The organism is Novosphingobium sp. CCH12-A3 (assembly GCF_001556015.1).
Classification (GTDB): domain Bacteria; phylum Pseudomonadota; class Alphaproteobacteria; order Sphingomonadales; family Sphingomonadaceae; genus Novosphingobium; species Novosphingobium subterraneum.
This window is the reverse complement of record NZ_LSIA01000072.1, coordinates 1-18,393: the sequence shown is the minus strand read 5'-3', so window position 1 is coordinate 18,393 and position 18,393 is coordinate 1. Positions and strand designations below refer to the sequence as shown.

At 61.0% G+C, this 18,393-nt stretch carries 14 protein-coding genes and 4 pseudogenes; 10 read left to right on the top strand and 8 right to left on the bottom strand.

Annotated elements, in window-relative coordinates:
* The coding region (locus AX703_RS05665) for a DUF4158 domain-containing protein (protein ID WP_369820989.1) at positions 1–1,589 on the bottom strand (1,589 nt) is incomplete at its 3' end.
* A gap of 157 nt (positions 1,590–1,746) precedes the next feature.
* On the opposite strand from AX703_RS05665, the gene AX703_RS05660 reads away from it, so the two are divergent.
* Entirely contained in the window at positions 1,747–2,304 is a 558-nt protein-coding gene (locus AX703_RS05660; protein WP_031290454.1) for a recombinase family protein, read from the top strand.
* Positions 2,305–2,972: 668 nt separating this feature from the next.
* Here the strand turns inward: AX703_RS05660 and AX703_RS05655 are convergent.
* Positions 2,973–3,179 carry a ferredoxin gene (locus AX703_RS05655; protein WP_062343207.1) on the bottom strand — a complete coding sequence of 69 codons (207 nt, stop codon included), beginning with the start codon at positions 3,177–3,179 and terminating at the stop codon, positions 2,973–2,975.
* 102 nt (positions 3,180–3,281) lie between these two features.
* On the opposite strand from AX703_RS05655, the gene AX703_RS05650 reads away from it, so the two are divergent.
* The 7 genes from AX703_RS05650 (at position 3,282) to AX703_RS05620 (ending at position 10,136) form a co-directional block, all read left to right on the top strand.
* Positions 3,282–4,670: an aromatic ring-hydroxylating dioxygenase subunit alpha gene (locus AX703_RS05650; RefSeq protein WP_062343206.1), complete on the top strand. Its 1,389-nt coding sequence runs from the start codon at positions 3,282–3,284 to the stop codon at positions 4,668–4,670.
* Positions 4,671–4,713: 43 nt separating this feature from the next.
* Complete coding sequence (locus tag AX703_RS05645; RefSeq protein ID WP_062343205.1) at positions 4,714–5,289, top strand: 3-phenylpropionate/cinnamic acid dioxygenase subunit beta; 576 nt, start codon at positions 4,714–4,716, stop codon at positions 5,287–5,289.
* A 4-nt stretch (positions 5,290–5,293) separates the two neighbouring features.
* Positions 5,294–6,469 carry an NAD(P)/FAD-dependent oxidoreductase gene (locus tag AX703_RS05640; protein WP_062343204.1) on the top strand — a complete coding sequence of 392 codons (1,176 nt, stop codon included), beginning with the start codon at positions 5,294–5,296 and terminating at the stop codon, positions 6,467–6,469.
* On the top strand, positions 6,466–7,278 hold the full coding sequence (locus AX703_RS05635) for an SDR family NAD(P)-dependent oxidoreductase (RefSeq protein WP_062343203.1): 813 nt from the start codon (positions 6,466–6,468) through the stop codon (positions 7,276–7,278). The genes AX703_RS05640 and AX703_RS05635 overlap by 4 nt, the downstream gene beginning before the upstream one ends.
* Positions 7,275–7,913 (top strand): TetR/AcrR family transcriptional regulator, encoded by a 639-nt coding sequence (locus AX703_RS05630; protein ID WP_062343202.1) that lies wholly within the window; start codon positions 7,275–7,277, stop codon positions 7,911–7,913. Before AX703_RS05635 ends, AX703_RS05630 begins: the two co-directional genes overlap by 4 nt.
* Positions 7,913–9,139 (top strand): acyl-CoA dehydrogenase family protein, encoded by a 1,227-nt coding sequence (locus AX703_RS05625; RefSeq protein ID WP_197423625.1) that lies wholly within the window; start codon positions 7,913–7,915, stop codon positions 9,137–9,139. Before AX703_RS05630 ends, AX703_RS05625 begins: the two co-directional genes overlap by 1 nt.
* 76 nt (positions 9,140–9,215) lie before the next feature.
* Positions 9,216–10,136: a zinc-binding alcohol dehydrogenase family protein gene (locus AX703_RS05620; protein ID WP_062343200.1), complete on the top strand. Its 921-nt coding sequence runs from the start codon at positions 9,216–9,218 to the stop codon at positions 10,134–10,136.
* 123 nt (positions 10,137–10,259) lie between these two features.
* On the opposite strand, the gene AX703_RS05615 is transcribed toward AX703_RS05620, so the two are convergent.
* Positions 10,260–11,447, bottom strand: coding sequence for a hypothetical protein (locus tag AX703_RS05615; protein ID WP_231735391.1), 1,188 nt, complete (start codon positions 11,445–11,447; stop codon positions 10,260–10,262).
* On the bottom strand, positions 11,434–12,597 hold the full coding sequence (locus tag AX703_RS05610; protein ID WP_062343208.1) for a sulfotransferase: 1,164 nt from the start codon (positions 12,595–12,597) through the stop codon (positions 11,434–11,436). The genes AX703_RS05615 and AX703_RS05610 overlap by 14 nt, the downstream gene beginning before the upstream one ends.
* A 276-nt stretch (positions 12,598–12,873) precedes the next feature.
* Between AX703_RS05610 and AX703_RS05605 the strand changes: the two genes are divergently transcribed.
* Entirely contained in the window at positions 12,874–13,368 is a 495-nt protein-coding gene (locus tag AX703_RS05605; RefSeq protein ID WP_062343199.1) for a flavin reductase family protein, read from the top strand.
* A gap of 281 nt (positions 13,369–13,649) precedes the next feature.
* Here AX703_RS05605 and AX703_RS26470 read toward each other — a convergent pair.
* Together AX703_RS26470 and AX703_RS05600 are read right to left on the bottom strand one after the other, a co-directional pair.
* Positions 13,650–13,786 (bottom strand): annotated as a pseudogene (locus AX703_RS26470) (IS5/IS1182 family transposase); the annotation flags it as partial.
* Positions 13,787–14,093: 307 nt separating this feature from the next.
* Positions 14,094–14,516, bottom strand: a pseudogene (locus tag AX703_RS05600) (ATP-binding protein); the annotation flags it as partial.
* 469 nt (positions 14,517–14,985) lie between these two features.
* Here AX703_RS05600 and AX703_RS05595 point away from each other — a divergent pair.
* The gene (locus AX703_RS05595) at positions 14,986–17,055 is read left to right on the top strand and encodes a recombinase family protein (RefSeq protein WP_082734436.1); all 2,070 of its coding nucleotides are present in this window, start codon (positions 14,986–14,988) and stop codon (positions 17,053–17,055) included.
* 31 nt (positions 17,056–17,086) lie between these two features.
* Here the strand turns inward: AX703_RS05595 and AX703_RS05590 are convergent.
* A pseudogene (locus tag AX703_RS05590) lies at positions 17,087–17,419 on the bottom strand (ATP-binding protein); the annotation flags it as partial.
* A pseudogene (locus AX703_RS05585) lies at positions 17,409–18,393 on the bottom strand (IS21 family transposase); the annotation flags it as partial. The pseudogenes AX703_RS05590 and AX703_RS05585, both read right to left, overlap by 11 nt.

Genomic DNA, 18,393 nt, shown 5'->3' with positions numbered 1-18,393 from the left:
CCTTGCCGTGCAAGGATCGTCACCTGTTCGATCGCCGTGTCGAGCCTGGTGCGCCTTTCCTCGATATGGCGCTCGAAATCCGTTTCGATGGCTAGCGGCAAAGGCCCCTTCTCGTGAAGCGCCGCAAAGGTCGCCGGCGGGATGAGATAGCTGTCGAAATCGCGAAACTGCCGGCTTCCCGCGACCCAAATGTCTCCCGCTCGCAGCCGTTCACGTAGCTGCGACAGGGCGCATAGTTCATAGGCGGCACGATCGACGATGCCATCGCGCAGGACGAACGGCCGCCATGCGGACGGCACAAAGCGCAGCGGCACGCGATCAGGCAAGCGCCTTTTGCCGGTCTGGTAGAGCTCCGCGATGATGGCCAGCGCTGACAGGAGCCCCTGCACCGCACCGGCGCCGCGAAATTCAAAGGTGTTGAGAAAGGCACCGGCAAAGAGCTTCACAGTGCGATGCCGCTCGATCAATTCGGCCGTGCGATCGACGGTTTCCGGTCGCCCGAGCACTTCGGCCTGCTCGACGGCCACGGCGAAGCGCTGCCAGTCCAGCGCCTCGATCTGCGCCAGAAAATCCACGCCCTTGGTGCGCGCGTCGATGAGGAGCCGGCAAGATCCCGTGAGCGTCCGGAGATGGCCTTGCAGCTCGCGCACCGTCTTTAGGGCTTTGTCGCGAGTCCGGTTCTCGGCGCGGCGCGCCATGCTCCCCAACAGCTTGTCGAACATCGTCAGGGCCGCGTCGGTCAGGCTTTCCTCAAGGCGGATGCCGGTTGCCGCCAGTGTTGCATGTCTCCGTAGGGCATTGAGTTCGCCAAGGTGCTGGGGCGTGATGCGGCTGCCTTCGTCCGCCAGCCTGTCAAAAGTCAAAGCCGGGATCATGTCGGCACGGGCGCGATCGAGGCCCAGCGCGCGGACATAGGCGAGCCGTTCGATCAGGCGCAGGATGGTGCGCGCTGCCGGCGACTGTGGCGCATTGCGTAGCCAGGATAGCCATGTGGTGGCCTGCCCCGACCGTCGCGCCAGCAAATCGTCCAGGCCCTGTAGTGTGTCGGGCAGCAGGCCATTTGTGAGCACTTCATAGGTAAGCTGTTCAGCTTGCTGGCGAGCCCGTCGCAGTACCGCTTCGAGAATCGACGAAGAAGGCAGGAGGATCTGCCGACGGCGGAGTTCATCGACGATGACCCCTGCCATCTGGCCGGGATGGATGATGGTCTGCGCGATCGGGATCGAGAAGGCGACAACTTCACGGAAGGCGTCGCGGTCGAAGATCCTGAACCCGTGCGATCGTCGGATTTCAACGAGATGCTCGCGACGGGTCTGGTCCCGATGAGCATAGGCCGCAAAGGCTTCAGGCGCGATGTCGAGTTGCTGCGCTACATAGGCGAGCACAGGAGCGGGCGGGACTTCGCCCGCTTCCAGCGCACGGCCAGGCCATCTCATAGTGAGCAGGAGCATCGCGAAACCGAGCCGGGTGGCATCGCCGCGACGGCGGCCGACAATTTCCACGTCGTCGCTGGTCAGCGTATAGTGCCGCGCAATCTCGCGCTCATCGAGCGGCGCGCTATAATGCCCCGCCCAGATTTCCGGGCTCACCAGTCGCCGTCTCGCCACGCATCATCTCCTTCGCTTTGCGAGTCCGTCAGACGGTCCTCTGGCGGTCAGCATGAATATGTCCGTCAACTCTGGACCCGCGATGGCGATTCGGACAAGAATGCAAATTGATGGGAAAACGGACAGATTGGGACCGGTCGTGGCACTGATCGGCTATGCGCGGGTATCGACCGGCGATCAGAAGCTGGCGCTTCAGCATGACGCGCTGAATGTGGCCGGATGCGAGCGCATCTTCGACGACCATGCGTCCGGCGCCAAGACCGATCGGCCTGGCCTGGCCGAGGCGCTCGCCTATCTGCGTACCGGCGACACGCTGGTGGTCTGGAAACTCGATCGTCTTGGGCGCTCAATGAGCCATCTGATCGAGAAAGTCGGCGAGCTTGCGGCGCGCGGCATCGGATTCCGCTCGCTCACCGAAAACATCGACACTACCACTTCGGGCGGGATGCTGGTGTTCAACATCTTTGGCTCGCTTGCCCAATTCGAGCGAGATCTAATCCGGGAACGCACCCATGCTGGCCTCAAGGCCGCGCGCGATCGGGGTAACAAGGGTGGTCGCCGCCCTGTCGTCACCCCCGACAAGCTACGCAAGGCGCGGGCGCATATCGCAGCGGGCCTAACTGTTCGCGAAGCCGCCGCGCGCCTCAAGATCGGGAAGACAGCTCTCTACAAGGCACTGGAACAAAAAACGCCATGAACTTGGGAATTACCTGCATGCTGTCGGAACATCGAGCGTTGCTCCGCAAACTGCTATTGCCGCTACTCTGTGCCCTCAGCGGATGCGCCACGGTCCAAGATGGCGAGGCCGCAGATGCGCTAGAATATGCATGTGGAGACCTTGCCGTTGTCGGACGCATAGTGACGATTAGCTCAAAGGCCAGTCCCGGCTCCGATGGTCTGCCAAATTGGCGGAGCCAGTATAACCTTCAAGTACGGATCAAACGAGTGATCCAAGGTAAGGAAAACAGGCATATAGTTCCCGCATCAGCAATCGCTCATGCGCAGATACGCGATGATCGGGACTTTCTGGCTGTTCTTCGTCCCGATGGGGAAGGTGGCTACACCCTCATGACAGCCAACCTGTGGGCATATCGTCCGAAAATAAGCGGACCGTGTTCGTAGCGGAAATCTGCCCGCCACATGTGTTCGCTATCCGTTCGCCCTTAGCGTGCAGTTACGTCACTTTCGTGTAGTCACCCCATCAAGAACGCGCGCTCTATTGGTTTGAGGAAGAATTGGATCGCCGCATCGGCATAGCCGCGATCCCCGAATCGCAGCGTGTGGCGCAGGTCCTGTCAGGCCAGATGGAGCAATGAAACAGGCCTCGGCTCCGGCGGCATCAGGTCCGCCGGAGCAGTACCTGCATTACGCTTCGACGACGGCGAGCGCAGCCTGCGGGCAGGCCTCGGCGCCTTCGCGGGCGCGGTCTTCCAGACCTTCGGGCACGATCTCATCATCGACATAGACAATGCCGTTTTCGTCGAGCTTGTATACTTCCGGGCAGATTTCGGCGCAGACGCCATAGCCGCAGCATGCGGGCTTATCGATCACGACTTTCAAGCGCTTGGACATGACTTTTACTCCTCTCCTGGCCCAATTACAGGTTGAACACATTTCGTTCAACCTGTATAAGGAGGCCAAGGAATTTTTTCGATAGATTCGGTGGAGAGGATCATGCTTCATAAAGCAACATTCACGCTGGCTGACGGCGCGACACTCGATGATCTCATCAAGCGCGACACAAACGAAGTCATGCTGCGCGTGATGAGCGACGAAGAGCTCTACAAGCTCGAAATGGAGCGCATTTTCGCCAAGACCTGGCTGCTCCTTGCGCATGACACTGAAATTCCCAAGCCCGGCGATTTCGTCGTACGTGACATGGGCGAAGATCAGGTGATCGTCACGCGTGATCGCAACAACGAAATCCACGTATCCTTGAACGTCTGCCCCCACCGCGGCATGAAGGTTTGCACGGCCGAAGCCGGCAACGCTCACGCGCATCGCTGCATTTATCACGGCTGGGCATTCCGTCCCGACGGCAGCTTCATCGGTGCGCCTGTCGAAAAGGAGCAAATGCACGGCAACCGCCTCGGCAAGGACCAGCTGGGCCTCAAGAAGGCGCGCGTGCAGGTTTATGGCGGGCTGATCTTCGCCACCTGGAATATCGATGGTCCTTCATTCGACGAGTATCTCGGCGACATGAAGTACTATCTGGACCAACTGTTCTGCCGCACCGATTCCGGCCTGGAAATGCTCGGCCCGCCACAGCGTTTCGTGTTGCCATGCAACTGGAAGATCCCCGGCGAGCAGTCGGGTTCGGACGGTTTCCACACGCTTACGCTCCATCGCTCGCTGATGGAAGGCGGGGTCATGGGTGGCACAGCGGAATCCATCTACGACAACGCGCCGGGCATGTATGGCGTCGATGTCAGCTGTGAACAGGGCCACTCGCTGCGCTGTCTCGAAGCAGCACAGACCTTCAAGATGTTTTCGGACATGAGCTTCGAGGGCAAATCGGTCGAGGAACGGCTGCATATGCTGCCGCCTCCGGGCATCACCAAGGATCTGATCCCGCAGCTGTTCAAGAACCTGTCGCCCGATCAGGTGGAGCAGCTGGCGACGATCCCGCCGCAGGTTGGTGGCATGTTCCCGAACATCCTTGTTGCGTTCATCTTTGCCCCGCGTGCCGATGGCGGCTCGTCCGGCGCGCTGGCCCTGCACACCTATGTGCCGCGCGGCCCGGACAAGGTCGAGTTCGTGAACTTCATCTTCGCCGAAAAGGACGCGCCCGAGCAGGTCAAGCGCGACATGCTGCAGAACGCGATTCAGCAGACGGGCACATCGGGCATCATCGAGCAGGACGACGCAGACACCTGGCCGCAGATCATGCGCAACGCGCGTGGCGCCGTCAGCAAGGACATCACGCTGAAGTATCAGGCGCTCCATGGGCATGAACGTCCCGAAGGCTGGAAGGGCGGCGGTTTGCTTTACCCCGGCTTCACGAAGGACGACACCCAATGGAACTGGTGGCTGGCCTATTACAACCTGATGGCCGACGCCTGATCGCGGCCTGATCGCGGGTAGTCTTGAAAGAGGACTTAATGAAATGGTGAATTATGCAACCGCGGCTGTCGAAAAGGCCGGCGTGATGCGGGGACTGGTCTCCACCAATCGGGTGCCGCTGGGTTCGGAGATCTACAACCGCATTCTCGAAACGCTCTATGACGAGGCTGCAGCGCTGGACGAGCGCCGGTTCGACGATTGGGTTGCCATGCTCGAGGAAGATCTCCTCTACACCGCGCCTGTCCGCCTGACCCGCAACGGTCCCAACAAGGACCGCGACGTGATGCGCACGATGATGCATTTCGACGATAACTACTCGTCGATCCTGATGCGCACCGGGCGTCTTTCCAAGAGCGCATGGGCCGAAGATCCGCCGTCGCGCACGCGCCGTTTCGTCACCAACACCCGTGTCGCCGAATGCGAGACTGCGGGGGAGTACGAAGTGTCGAGTTACCTCTACGTCGAACGCAGCCGCTTCGATGTTGCGGAGAACGAGACGATCAGCGCTGAACGCCGCGACATCTGGCGTCTGGTCGGGGGTGCCTACAAGCTCGCCCGGCGCGAGATCATAGTCGACCAGTCCACGCTGGGCATGTCGAACCTGGCGATCTTCCTCTAACGCCATGACCTCGGCTGCACCCCATATCGTGGTAGTTGGCAGTGGCCTTGCAGGCTACGGTGTCTTGCGCGAGCTCAGGAAGCTTGCGCCGGACGCCAGCCTCACGCTCGTTACCCACGACGACGGGCACTTCTACTCCAAGCCGGCGCTGTCCACTGCATTGGCGAAAGGCAAGGTCGCCGATACGCTGATAACGACACCCGGCGAGAAGATGGCGGCGCAACTCAAGCTCGATCTGCGGGCGGGACGCGAAGCCGAAAGTATCGATACTGCGGGCAAGGTGCTGCTGACGACCGGCGGCCCGATCTTTTACGACAAGCTGATTCTTGCGCTTGGCGCCGATCCGGTCCGCCCGCCCATCAATGGTGACGCCGCTCATCTCGCAATCGCAGTCAATTCGCTCGATCACTACCGCGAGTTCCGGGAAAAACTGCCTGATGGTGCACGCGTCCTGATCATGGGCGCGGGGCTGGTCGGCACAGAATTTGCCAATGACCTCGTAACCAACGGCTACAGGCCTGTTGTCGTCGACATGCTCGGCCATCCACTGGCCCAGCTGATCCCGGTGCAAGTGGGAGAGAAGGTCCGCGAAACCCTGGCAGGGCACGGTGTCGAATGGCATCTTGGCCGCAAGGTCGTATCGCTCGACAAGCTGCCCGAAGGTGGTTTGCGCGGAACGCTTGACGACGGTACCACTATTTTTACCGACGTGGTTCTTTCGGCAGTGGGCCTGCGTCCGAATACGGACCTTGCGCGCGAAGCTGGACTGGAGGTGGGACGCGGGATCAAGGTCGATCGGACCGGCCGCACCAGCGATCCGTCGATTTACGCCATCGGCGATTGTGCGGAATATCCGAATGGGCTCGCCGCCTATGTCACCCCGATCATGGCCGCAGCCCGCGCGATTGCGCCCAGCGTGCTCGGCACGCCGACGGACATTCGCTTCCCCACCCTGTCCGTGCAGGTAAAAACCACGACATACCCCATTGTGCTTCTTCCCAAGCCGCCTCTGGCCGAGGGACAGTGGAAGCTGGCAGATGAGGAAGAATCGGGTCTGAAGTATCTATTCATCGATAATGAAGGCGTGACGCGCGGCTATGTGTTGACGCGCGATCGTTGCCAGGAGAGAACCGAGTTGGACAGAATGCTGTTAGAACCGCTGCGTGAGACTGTGGCATGAGCGGGTTGCTGCAAGACAAGGTCGCCATCGTTACCGGCGGTGCCAAAGGTCTCGGTTACGGCATTTCGCGCCGCATGGCCCGGGAAGGCTCCAATCTGCTCATCACTGGCCGGGATGGCGCCGCGACGGAAAGAGTTGCCGCAGAGATCCGTGAGGAATTCGGCGTTGGCGCTGTCGGGATTTCTGCCGACATGGCGATCAAGGACCAGGTTACTGGCATGATCGATCGGGCAGTGGCGGAGTTTGGTGGGCTGGACACGCTTGTGCTCAACGCTTCGGCGTTGTCGCCCAACATCCTGCTTGAACACAAGACCGACGAAATGCTTGAGGAAACGCTCAAGATCGGCACTTACGGCAGCTGGTGGGCCATGCGCGCCGCCTTCCCGCACATGAAAGCGCGCGGTGGCGGTTCGATTGTCACGTTCTATTCGATCGACGCGCAGACCGGTGCCTGGCTGCACAGCGACTACAACATGAACAAGGGAGCGATCCTTGGCCTGACGCGGTCCGCCGCTGTTGAATGGGGCCGGTTCAACATTCGCACCAATGCCATTGCCCCCACCGGCATGGGTCAGGTCTTTGCCGAACTGGCCGAAAAGGTGCCTGGATTCCTAGACATGGCGACTGCCAGCAATCCGCTCAAACGGGCAGGCGATCCCGAAAACGATATTGGCCCGGTGGTAGTGTTCCTGGCATCGGAAATGTCACGCTTCGTCAATGGCGAATTGATCAACGTGGATGGCGGGCAACATCTTCCTGGCTATGTCAGCGTGCCTCACAATCTCTCGGAACTGGAGGCTTCAGGGTGAAACTACTCCCACAGGGTGAATGGGGCGGCACTGCCGTCGGCGAACAGTTCGCAAGCGTCCAGAAGATTCTGGAAGGCACCTTGCGCGCCATTCAGACTGTGGGCGCCCGTCGCCTTTCCATGCGCGACATCAGCGATGCGAGCGGCGTCTCGCGCGGGACGCTTTACCGCTACTTTGCCTCGAAGGAAGAGGTGCTCGCCGCGGTTTCCGAATATGTCTGCGCGAGCTTCGAACAGGGCATATCGGAAGTCGCTGATGCTCATGAAGAACCGATGGAACGCTTCCGTGCGGTGATGAAGTTCTTTGCCCATTTCACGATCGACAGAACGCCGGATCGCATCTTCGAAGTTGAACCGGCGTTCCACCTGGATTTCCTTCGCGCACACTTCCAGCGCCACAAGGTTGCGGTGCGAGAAGCTCTCGAACCCTCGCTCGATTATCTTGAAAGCAGGACGCAAACTCCGATCAACCGTGAAGTGTTTATCGAGACACTGGTCAGGCTCCAACTCAGCACGCTTGTCATCCCGGCGGACGAGAACTGGATGCAATGCTGGAATGAATCGCCCGAGCATCTCCTGCAATGGGCGCTGCATACTGTCGGCTATCAAGCCGGTACGAAAGAAAGGATGAACTGATGGCCACCATTGCCAAAATCAACATCGATGGCCAACGCGCTTTCGCGCCGAAAGACGTCGCGGATGGCTTTGTCGAGCTTGCGCGCAGCCTGCGCCCGATGCTCCAGAAGGAAGCGCCCGAAGGCGAACGGCTGCGCGCGCCAACTCCCGCAGTGGACAAGGCGCTGAAGGAGCACGGCCTGCTTCGCTTGCTCGTGCCCAAGCGCGTGGGCGGCTTCGGCCTCTCGACCACTGATTTTTGCCGGGTGCAGATCGAGATCGCCAAGGGTGATCCTGCTGTCAGCTGGGTCATGCAGATCATCAATGGCACCAGCTGGATCACCAGCCTTGCGCCCGACAGCGTGCAGGACGCAGTGTTCGGCAGCGGCGCGCAGCCGGTCTGCGGTGCCTACAATCCTCCCGGCAAGGCCCGCAAGGTCGATGGCGGATGGGTCATCAATGGCAAGTGGCCGTACATGTCGGGCTCGCGCCAGTCGACCTGGGCGCAGCAAGGGGTGGTGCTGGAGGATTATGACGGTCCCGTCGTTCCCGGCATCAACATGTGCTATATTCCGATGGATCAGATGACCATCGAGAACAGCTGGTTTGTTTCCGGCATGCAGGGCACCGGTTCGGACACCGCAATTGCCGAAAACGTGTTCATTCCTGACGGCCAGATGGTGCTGATGAGCGAACGCGCCGGCCAGATCGACGATACGAAGCGTCACTTCGGCGCGCCTTCTGACTATCTGCCTGCAGTCCCGGTCGTGCGGACAACCGGCATTGCGCAGCTCATCGGTGCGGTCGAAGCTATGGTCGAGATTGTGGCTGCCGAGGCCCCCAAGAAGCCAGTGTTGACCACATTCATCCCCACCCGTACCCAGTCTGGCGCTTACATGCGTGATCTTGGTGAAGCTGCCGCTATGGTGAACACGGCCAAGCTGATCCTGTTCGATCTCACCGCCAAGCTCGACCGCGTCGGCATGGGCGAAGAGTTCACGCTCGCGGAAAAAGCGCAGCACCGCGCTGCGGGTGCGCAGATGATCGAACTCGTTCATGGTGCAAGCGAATCGCTGATGTTCCAGGCCGGTTCGTCGGCCTTTGCGCTCGACAAGCCGATCAACCGCTATTGGCGCGATGTCTCGATGGCCACGCGCCACATCCAGAACATCCCCACCATCGGCTATGAAATCTACGGCCGCAACATGACCGGTGCTGACGGTATTTCACCCCCCGGCGCATATTGATCGGATAGTCCCATATGGGCCACCCGCGCACCCTTGCGCGGGTGGCCCTTTTTCATTCAGCCAAGGAATTCCGCACATGCAGGCCGCAATCATCGCGCCCGACGGCAGCTTTTCACTGGCCGATCATGCAGCCCCGCAGGCCACTGCAGGCGCGCAACTGATTACCGTTGCGGCCGCCGGGATCGGCCCGACAGACCTGATGCGCGCAAAGGGATTCTTCGGTCCGCTGGCCGGTCCCTATATCCCTGGCGGCGAAGGCGTGGGTGCGCTGGACGACGGTACGCGCGTCTATTTCGGCCACAGCATCGCCCCGTTCGGCGCGATGGCCGAGCAGACGCTGGTCTCAGATGCCGAAGTCTGGCCCATCCCTGCGGAGCTGGCTGACGATCAGGTCATCGGGCTGGCCATATCGGGCACGGGCGCGCTCATCCCGATGGAAGAGGCGCGCATCCGGCAAGGTGACAATGTCCTGATCCTCGGCGCAACTGGTCCGGTCGGTCAGGTCGCACTTCAACTCGCAAGAATCATGGGGGCTGGGCATATCGTGGCCGCAGCGCGCAGCGCCGGAAAGCTTGCCGCACTCGAAGCGCGCGGCTGGGCCGATGCATCCGTGCAACTTGGCACGGGCGATGATGATGCGATGCTGAAGGCTGCCTCGAATGGCGGCTTCGATGTCGTGCTCGATGTGATCTACGGGCCTCCCGCAGAGGCCGCGATGCGCGCCACCCGGCCGGGTGCACGCATGATGAGCATCGGCGTGCAGGCCGGCCCGACGGTCACACTCTCGTTGCGCGATCTGGTCTTCCGCAGCCATATCGGTGTCGGCACAGGTCAACGACCTGCCGCGGAGCGCCGTGCCGCCTTCGAGCGACTGATGAAGATGGCTGCAGCAGGTACGCTAGCAGTAGATACCGCCATCTATCCGCTCAACCGAGCAGAGGAAGCTTGGGCCGCGCAAGCTGGCAGCCCGCATGCGAAGATCGTTATCGGGCGCTGATCGGCCTCGGCACAGCTTCCGGCTTCCGGCTTCCGGCGTTATGCTTGTCAGGCGATGCCACTGCTCGATCCGGCAATCAGCGTTCGCAGTGCGGAAATTCCAACGTCCGTCAGAGCTACCTTTCTACCAGCGGTGCCGCCATTGCGACCCCCGCAGCCGCTTGCGCAGCGCGTCCTGACGCGCCTCGGGCGTAACCGTCGGGGTATCGGTGGGGAGATGCGCGCGCACCGTGGCCGCATCGACAATTTGCAGGGTCGGTTCCGGACCATAGTTTGCCTGCGTCCAGCGCAGCATCAGCGATCCGGTCAGGTGGCCGCCCGGATCAAGCCAGTTTGGCACGCCCGGATCGTCCAGCGCAATCACCGCACGGAACTTCCCGTCACTGTCCAGCGTTGCTTGTGAAGCGTTCAGGCTGCTCTGGCGGTTGAACCATTCGATGGAATTCCAAAGCGGATCGTTAAGCTGGATGTTCCAGTAGCGCACGGTTTCGGGCACATCGGTTTCGAGGATCATCGCCTGCCCCGGTTCGAGCGCGAAGATGCCCTGATAGTAGTGCTGGTTCGAAAGCCCGCCGCGTCCGGCCCAGTCGTCATGCTCGAGCCGGTTGACCACCCCTTGCGCGCGCTGCCTTGCGCCATAACCCAAGGCAAACCCGACATAGCGTTCGACAAAGCCCGAAAGCGCAGTGAGCCGTCGCGCGATTTCCACAGCATCCAGCCTTGCAGGTCCGACAGGCCGGTCGACGCGCTCGATTGCGATCTTCGCCTCTTCTTCCACGCCCCAATTGTAATAGGCACGGCGCACCGCGATGTTGCAGGCGCGAGGATCGAGATGCACCCAGTCGCCGGTGTAGCCCACTGGCCGTTCGGCGCTGAGCAGGATGTCAAAGCTGCCGTCCGGTCCCAGCGTGCATTCATCAAGATCGATAAAACCGACCGATGGCCCAAAGGCGTCGAGCACGCCGATGGAACCGGCATTGATATCGAACAGCACGAACACGCCACCGCCGCGCTTGCCGCTCAACCGATAGGCCCCTTCGCCGCGGATCGACGCAGAGCCATAGACGAAGTCGGGATTGACCCCGACGCTGTTCATGACGTTGCTGACCGAGCAAACGAATTCAGGGTGATCCGGATCGACGAAGGTGCTCTGGAATCCGGCGGCAAGCGCCATGAACATCAGCCGATAGGCTTCCTGCCGTGCCAGCGGATCGGTGGGGTCTGCCAGCAGGTCGAGAACGCTGTCGGCCTTGGACAGCAGATCGAGATAGTCGGGCCACTGCCGCAGCGTTGCTGCTTCAGACGAGGTCACGGTAGGTCTCCGTATACCGCGCAAAGCGGCTGCGAACCGTCTGTTCGTCCAGCCCGAATTCCTCAAGGCTGTAGCTGCGCTTGCCGTGCTTGTCGGCGGGGTTCTCTGCCAGCCATTGCAACACGCCCGCCGCACCTTCGTCGCTCAGCTCGCGCCCGAACTGGGCGTAAGCCTTGCGGATCGTGCCCACCGGATCAGTGATCAGGTCCTTGAAGCGCATGTCATGGATCGGCAGGTCCGGATGGGCGTCGCGATAGTTCATCATCGCCTCGATACCGTCTGCCCAAAGGTTCAGGAACTCCTGGCCGATCTTCTCCTTGCCCGGCTCGTCATAGGCCGGGCTGCGGATCACGTACATCAGCTGCGAAATTGATGCGACAACTTGTGCCGGATCACGGTGCGGCTGAATGAAGATCGCGTCGGGATAGACCGTGCGCAGTTCGCGCATCTTGTACATGTGCTCCTGAATCTTGAGCACCCAATGCTTGCGGGGATTCTTCCAGCCAAGATGCTGCAACCACATCTTGTGCACTTCATAGCGGAAGGTTGCATCAATGCCCTTGAACCATTCGTAGAATCGGGGAAGGTTCTGCAGCATGCACACGTTGCTGCTCTGGAAAGAGCTGGTCATGAACGAGCCGCATTCCTGCGGGATCATCGCACCGAGCGGATGGCCCTTGAGCAACTCCTTGGGGTCGCCGCCAAACGATTCCCAAAGATAGGCATCGTACTTGGCAATGCGTGGATCGGTCTTCTCGGTCGCCCGTTCCGGCGGTGGCGATGGATAGGCGATCTCCCACTGCAACGGAGCGCGCACATCGGGATCTTCGTTGAGCAGCGCGTGCAGCACGCTTGTGCCGCAGCGCGGAAGGCCAACGATGAACAGAGGCTCACGGATCTCCACGTCGGCGATTTCGGGATGACTCGCCCGGTCATCTGCGATCTGTTTCAATCGCGCAAGATCGTCATGAATTCCGAACATGAGCCGGGCACGACCATTCGCATTGAGGTCGGTCATCTCGGCAGCCGATGCCAGAAGCATCTCCAGCCCCGGCCGCACGTTCTCCCGTAGATATTCAGGCAAGGGATAGGTATCAAGCAGACTGTCGGCATCGACGGCACGGACATCGTCAGGTGAAAGTGTTCCCATCGATCTGGTTTTCCTGCGCTGGGCTGCTGCCGACTCATTGGCCTTGCGGAGTGCCGCCAGAACTGCAGGCAATCCCGGACTGGCCCTGTCGGCCATCGATGATCGCATTCATGCCTTGAAAAACCTATCGCCGGATCAGTTTGACAAAAGAGACTGCCGGTGGCCGAACGGCGTGCCGGGCAACAGAAACGATCCCTATCTAAACGCAGGTTGTGGCCGCATCGCTGACCGATAGCTGGCGCTGCATCGCTGATGGAATTGAGGATAACCCATAGAATGAGTGAAATGCGGATCGAAGCGGCAAAATTCCGCGATGTGCTGGGTCATTACCCCACAGGCGTTTGCGTACTGACGGCCATGGGTACCACGGGCAAGCCGGTCGGGATGGTTGTCGGTTCATTCAGCTCGGTCTCGCTTGATCCTCCGCTGGTCGGTTTCTTTCCGGCGGTCAGTTCCAGCACATGGCCGCTCATTGAGAAAGCCGGGCATTTCTGCGTCAATGTCCTTGCAAGCGACCAGACTGATCTGTGCCGCCAGATTGCAGGACCGGGAGACAAGTTTGCCGGCGTCGAATTCAGCATTTCCGACCACCAGTTGCCAGTCCTGGCTGGAGCCGTCGCCTCCATCGAATGCAAACTTGAATCGGTAACGCCCGCCGGTGACCATTTTCTCGTCCTCGGCCGAGTATTGAGGCTTGAAGCCTATCGGCAGACGGACCCGATGCTGTTCTTCCGCGGGCAGTATGGCACGTTCGCATCGCGTTCCGCATAAGGCGCTTTGTTAGGCCTTCCTGATCGCAGCCAGAGCCCCAGGTGGCGGATAGAGCGAGTGCGGAGAAGTAAACGGTTGGGCATCGGTCGTGGCTGATTGCTACGCCGTGATGAAGACGCACAAGGAACGTCCGTTGGCTTCGGTGGCGGCGTAGTGCTTGATTTTCACGCCGTTCTTGGTCCGTCCGATCAGCAGCCCGAGATCCCGGTTTAACCCTAAGGCTGGAAGCAGTGCCCGTCGTTTCCAGCAAGAGGCCCGTACTCCCTTGGCGCATCGCGTCAGCGCAGGCCGTTCCAATTGACAAAGATAATCCCGATCAGGACTCGCCGATCGTCAATACGTGGTTTCCCGTGGCTCTTCGGCAAAATGCCGACAGACGTGCCATCTGATCGCCCGTCAGCCAGTCCAGGTCGCAAATGACCAGTCTCGTAGCAGAGCCTGAATCATTTAGTTGCCTGCTCATCAATGGGTCTTGAGCCCAAGGGTTCGCACTTGTGACTCGACCAGAAAGGCGCTCCTCGTGTGTGCGCGCAGAGCAGGATTGCTGCCCAGCTTGCCCAGACGCCGACGCCGGCCTGCGCGTTCGGCGTGCCACTGAGCGACGCTGCGGATTCCGAGGAAGCCGGCCACCCATTCCGATCTGGTCCCGGCCACCGTTCCGATGTGATGCCGGTCGGGCTGGAGCCTGATCGTGGTGGTCTTGTGGCACTACGTTTTGCCGATGGTCAAGCTGCCGCAACCGGGGTGAGGCGGCGCATGGATTCGCCGGTCATTTCGAGCCGGTGGGCGTTGTGAACGAGGCGGTCCAGGATCGCATCGGCGTAGGTGGGATCGTTGATCAGTTCGTGCCAGCGCGCCACTGGAAGTTGGCTGGTCACCATGGTCGAGCGGCGGCCATAGCGGTCTTCGAGGATTTCGAGCAGGTGGTGCCGGGCATTGCCGTCGAGCGGTTCCAGACCCCAGTCGTCGAGGATCAGCAAGTTGACCCGGGCGAGGTTCTTCATACGCACCGCGATGCGTCCGTCGCCTTTGGCGAGCGCAAGCTCGTCGATCAGCCGCGGCAGCCGGGTGTAGAGGACCGAGTAATTGTCGCGGCAAGCCTGATGCCCGATCGCACAGGCGAGCCAGCTCTTGCCCACCCGGGTCGGACGGGGCGCATAATGCCCGATATCAGCAAGACAACGCGAAGGTGCATGTGCACTACGCATTCCATCCTCGCTCTGGCGAGGAGCTAATCGTTGCTGGGCGTCAGCGATATTGCGGCGAGCCGGCCTACGTCGGGCGCCAACTAGACGGTAGTCTGGCGCTTGTGCCGATCTGGATGACCGAAGAGTCAGCCGCCTTGATGGCGGTCATCGACAAACCGCGGTTCCCACTCATGTGTCTTCGCGACCTGCGCCGGGAACTTGATGCAGGCCTAAGTTCGCTCCGCGACGACTCGCGTCGTGGAGGAGATAACCATGGAGCAAAGGCAACCGCGCAATCAGCGACAACCAGACCTGTTTTCTCCGGCGATGCCGGTGACGACTGTTTTCCTAGGTGCGCGGGAGCGTCTTCTTCCGCTGATCTCGGCCCTGCTCCGGGAGGCAGTGGGGCAAGCGAAGGGGGAGACAGATCATGAAGATCATGCCTGAGCATTTGGCACGGGGTGCCTACGTTTATGTCCGTCAGTCGACGGCAGACCAACTCGCCCACAACCACGAGAGCAGGCGGCGCCAATATGGTCTTGCAGATCGCGCCCGCAGCCTTGGCTGGAACGACATAACCGTTATTGACGACGATCTTGGGCGCTCGGGCTCTGGCATCAGCCGTCCCGGCTTCGAGAAGCTCTTGGCGGCGATTTGCGAAGGGCGCGTCGGCGCAGTGCTCTCGATCGAGGCATCGCGGCTCGCACGCAACGGCCGCGACTGGCACACTTTGATCGAGTTTTGCGGCCTGGTCGGTACGGTCATCATCGACGAGGATGGCATTTACGAGCCGCGCCATCCCAACGACCGAATGTTGCTCGGTATGAAGGGGACGATGAGCGAACTCGAGCTGTCAATTCTGCGCGCGCGATCGATCGAGGCGCTGAAGGCTAAAGCGCGACGCGGCGAGCTCTTTCTGACTGTGGCCGTGGGCTATGTTAAGTCAAGGCATGACCGCATCGAGATGGATCCCGACAAGCGCGTGCGTGAGGCCCTCACGCTTGTTTTCAAGCGCTTTTCCGAGCTGCAAAGCATTCGGCAGGTCCACCTCTCGCTGAGGAGCGAAGGTATCTTGCTGCCGGCGGTCTGCCATACGCGCGAAGCTGGACGGTCAATTGTCTGGAAGCTGCCCGTTTACAACACCGTACACCATATTCTCACCAACCCGATCTACGGCGGCGCCTACACATTCGGGCGTACCTGCAGTCGCGTCACGATCGAGGCGGGGCGCAAGCGCATCGTGCGCGGTTTCAGACGGGAACAGGCCGATTGGGAGGTCTTGATCCCAGACCATCATCAAGGTTACCTCAGTTGGGCGGATTTCGAGAGGAACCAGCGTCTGATCGCCGACAACGCCACGAGCAAGGGCATGATGCCCCGCGGTGCGCTGCGCAAGGGCGAGCTCCTGCTCGGCGGCCTCCTGCGTTGTGGCCATTGCGGACGCAAGCTTCACGTCGGCTATTCGGGCAGTAATGGTAATACTGGACGCTATCACTGTCGCGGCGCTTTCATCAACCATGGGACCGACCCGTGCATCGGCTTTGGTTCGCTGCGCGTCGATCAAGCGGTCGGCACCGAGGTTCTCGAGCGCCTTCAGCCGCTCGGCTTTGAGGCGGCGCTTCAGGCAGTCGTGATCTCGTCCCAGCAGGCGAACGAGAAACGGTGCCAAGTGGTACTGGCGCTCGAACAGGCCCGCTATGAGGCGGCCCATTCCCGGCGCCAGTATGATGCCGTCGATCCCGACAACCGGCTTGTGGCGGCAGAGCTCGAGCGACGGTGGGATGCTGCGTTGACCCTGGTTCGAGAACGCCAGTCGGAACTGGATGCGCTCGACAGCAGGAAGCCAGAGGCACTGGGAGACGCTGAACGGTTGGATTTGCTCCGCATGGGCGCTGATCTCGCCGAAGCGTGGCATCATCCCAATGCAACAAACGGCACGCGCAAGCGCATCATCCGCGCCGTCGTGCGCGAGATCGTCGTGCGCGTCGAGGACGAGCAAATCAAGATGATGGTGCATTGGCAGGGCGGCGATCATACTGCCCTTGCTGTCAAAAAGAACAAGGCGGGTCACCATCGTTGGAGCTTAGCTCCTGATCTCGATCCGCTGATCGAGGCACTCGCACGGCAATTGCCCGACAAGGACATCGCATCGCTCTTGAATCGAATGGTTAAAATCACCGGTCGTAAGAACGGATGGACGCAATCACGCGTTTGCTCCTTCCGCAATCAGCGCGGTATAGACGTCTATAACGTGGGTGAGCGCATTGCGCGTCGCGAGCACACCTTGAAGGAAGCCGCAGAGATACTCGATGTGCGACCGATGACCGTATTGCGCATGATCCGCGCTGGCCATCTACCAGCTGAGCAATACTGCAAGGGCGCGCCTTGGGTCATTAAGCGGGCAGATATCGACCGCTCAGAGATACAGCATTACGCCAAACGGGGCATGCGGAGCCCGTTATCACAATCAGATGCTCAGAGCGTCTTGAATTTTCAATAACATAGCGAGGTGTGTATTATGTCGTGGGATCGGGCCCACCGATCAGCACGACGTTATTGGCGCCGTCGATGAACTCGCCCCGGTAAAGCTGGCGGACCATCGCCTCGTTCACCTCGCTGGAGGCAAAGTCGAAGCCGGTGAGGTCCTTGTAGGCGGGGAAGCGCGCCGCCTTGGTCTGGTAGGTGATCGAGCGCACCTCGCGCTCGGCCACCTCGGCCTTCAGCAGCTGGGACAGGATCGGCACGGCGGCATCGAAGGCTGGGGCCCCTTGTTCGACGAGGTCGCTGACGGCTTGAGCCATGCCGTACATCTTGAGGCCACGCAGCATGATCACGACGGCGGCGCTGGCGGGATCATGACGCACGGGTGGTCTCCCTGCTGCGCAGCGCATCGTAGCGCTCGACGTTGGCCTTGGGTTCACGCCGCAGGGTCAGGGCCTGGGGTGCGTCGATCTTCGGTGGCGTGCCAGCCTTGCCGTCGGTCAGTCGGTGCAGAATGTTGAGGACGTGGGTCTTGGTCGGCACGCCGGCTTCAAGCGCGAGCTCGACGGCGCATAGGACGGCCTGTTCGTCGTGCTGGAGGACCAGGGCGAGAATCTCGACCAGCTCCCGGTCACCACCGGGCCGTTTGAGCAGAGAGCCCTGCAACTGTCGGAAGGCATCGGGCATCTCCAGGAAGGGTGCCCCGTTGCGCAGAGCCCCTGGCTTGCGCTGGATCACCGCCAGGTAGTGACGCCAGTCATAGATCGTCCGTCCGGGCAGATGATGGGACCGCTCGATGATCCGCTCATGCTCGCACAGGATCCGCCCCTCGGCCGCCACGACGATCCGGTTCGGGTAGATACGCAGGCTGACCGGGCGGTTGGCGAACGATGCCGGCACACTGTAGCGGTTGCGCTCGAAGTGGATGAGACAGGTCGGCGAGACCCGCTTGGCATGCTCGACGAAGCCGTCGAAGGTCCGTCCCAGCGGCATAAGGCTGGCAACCTCGTCGGCCCAGGCATCGGCGATCGTGCCCGGCATGAGGCCATGCTGAATCTGGCTCCATTGCTCGATGCAGCGCTGCTCGAGCCAGGCATTGAGCGCCGGAAGATCGGGGAAGCACGGCAGTGGCTGCCACAGCCGGCGCCGGGCATCCTGGACGTTCTTCTCGACCTGACCCTTCTCCCATCCGGCGGCGGGATTACAGAACTCCGGCTCGAACAGGTAATGGCTGGCCATGGCCGAGAACCGGGCATTGACCTGGCGCACCTTGCCCGCACCGATCCGGTCGACAGCGGTCTTCATGTTATGGGATGGACGCCTCCCGTCTTCCGGGCACCATAGGTGTCCAACCAAA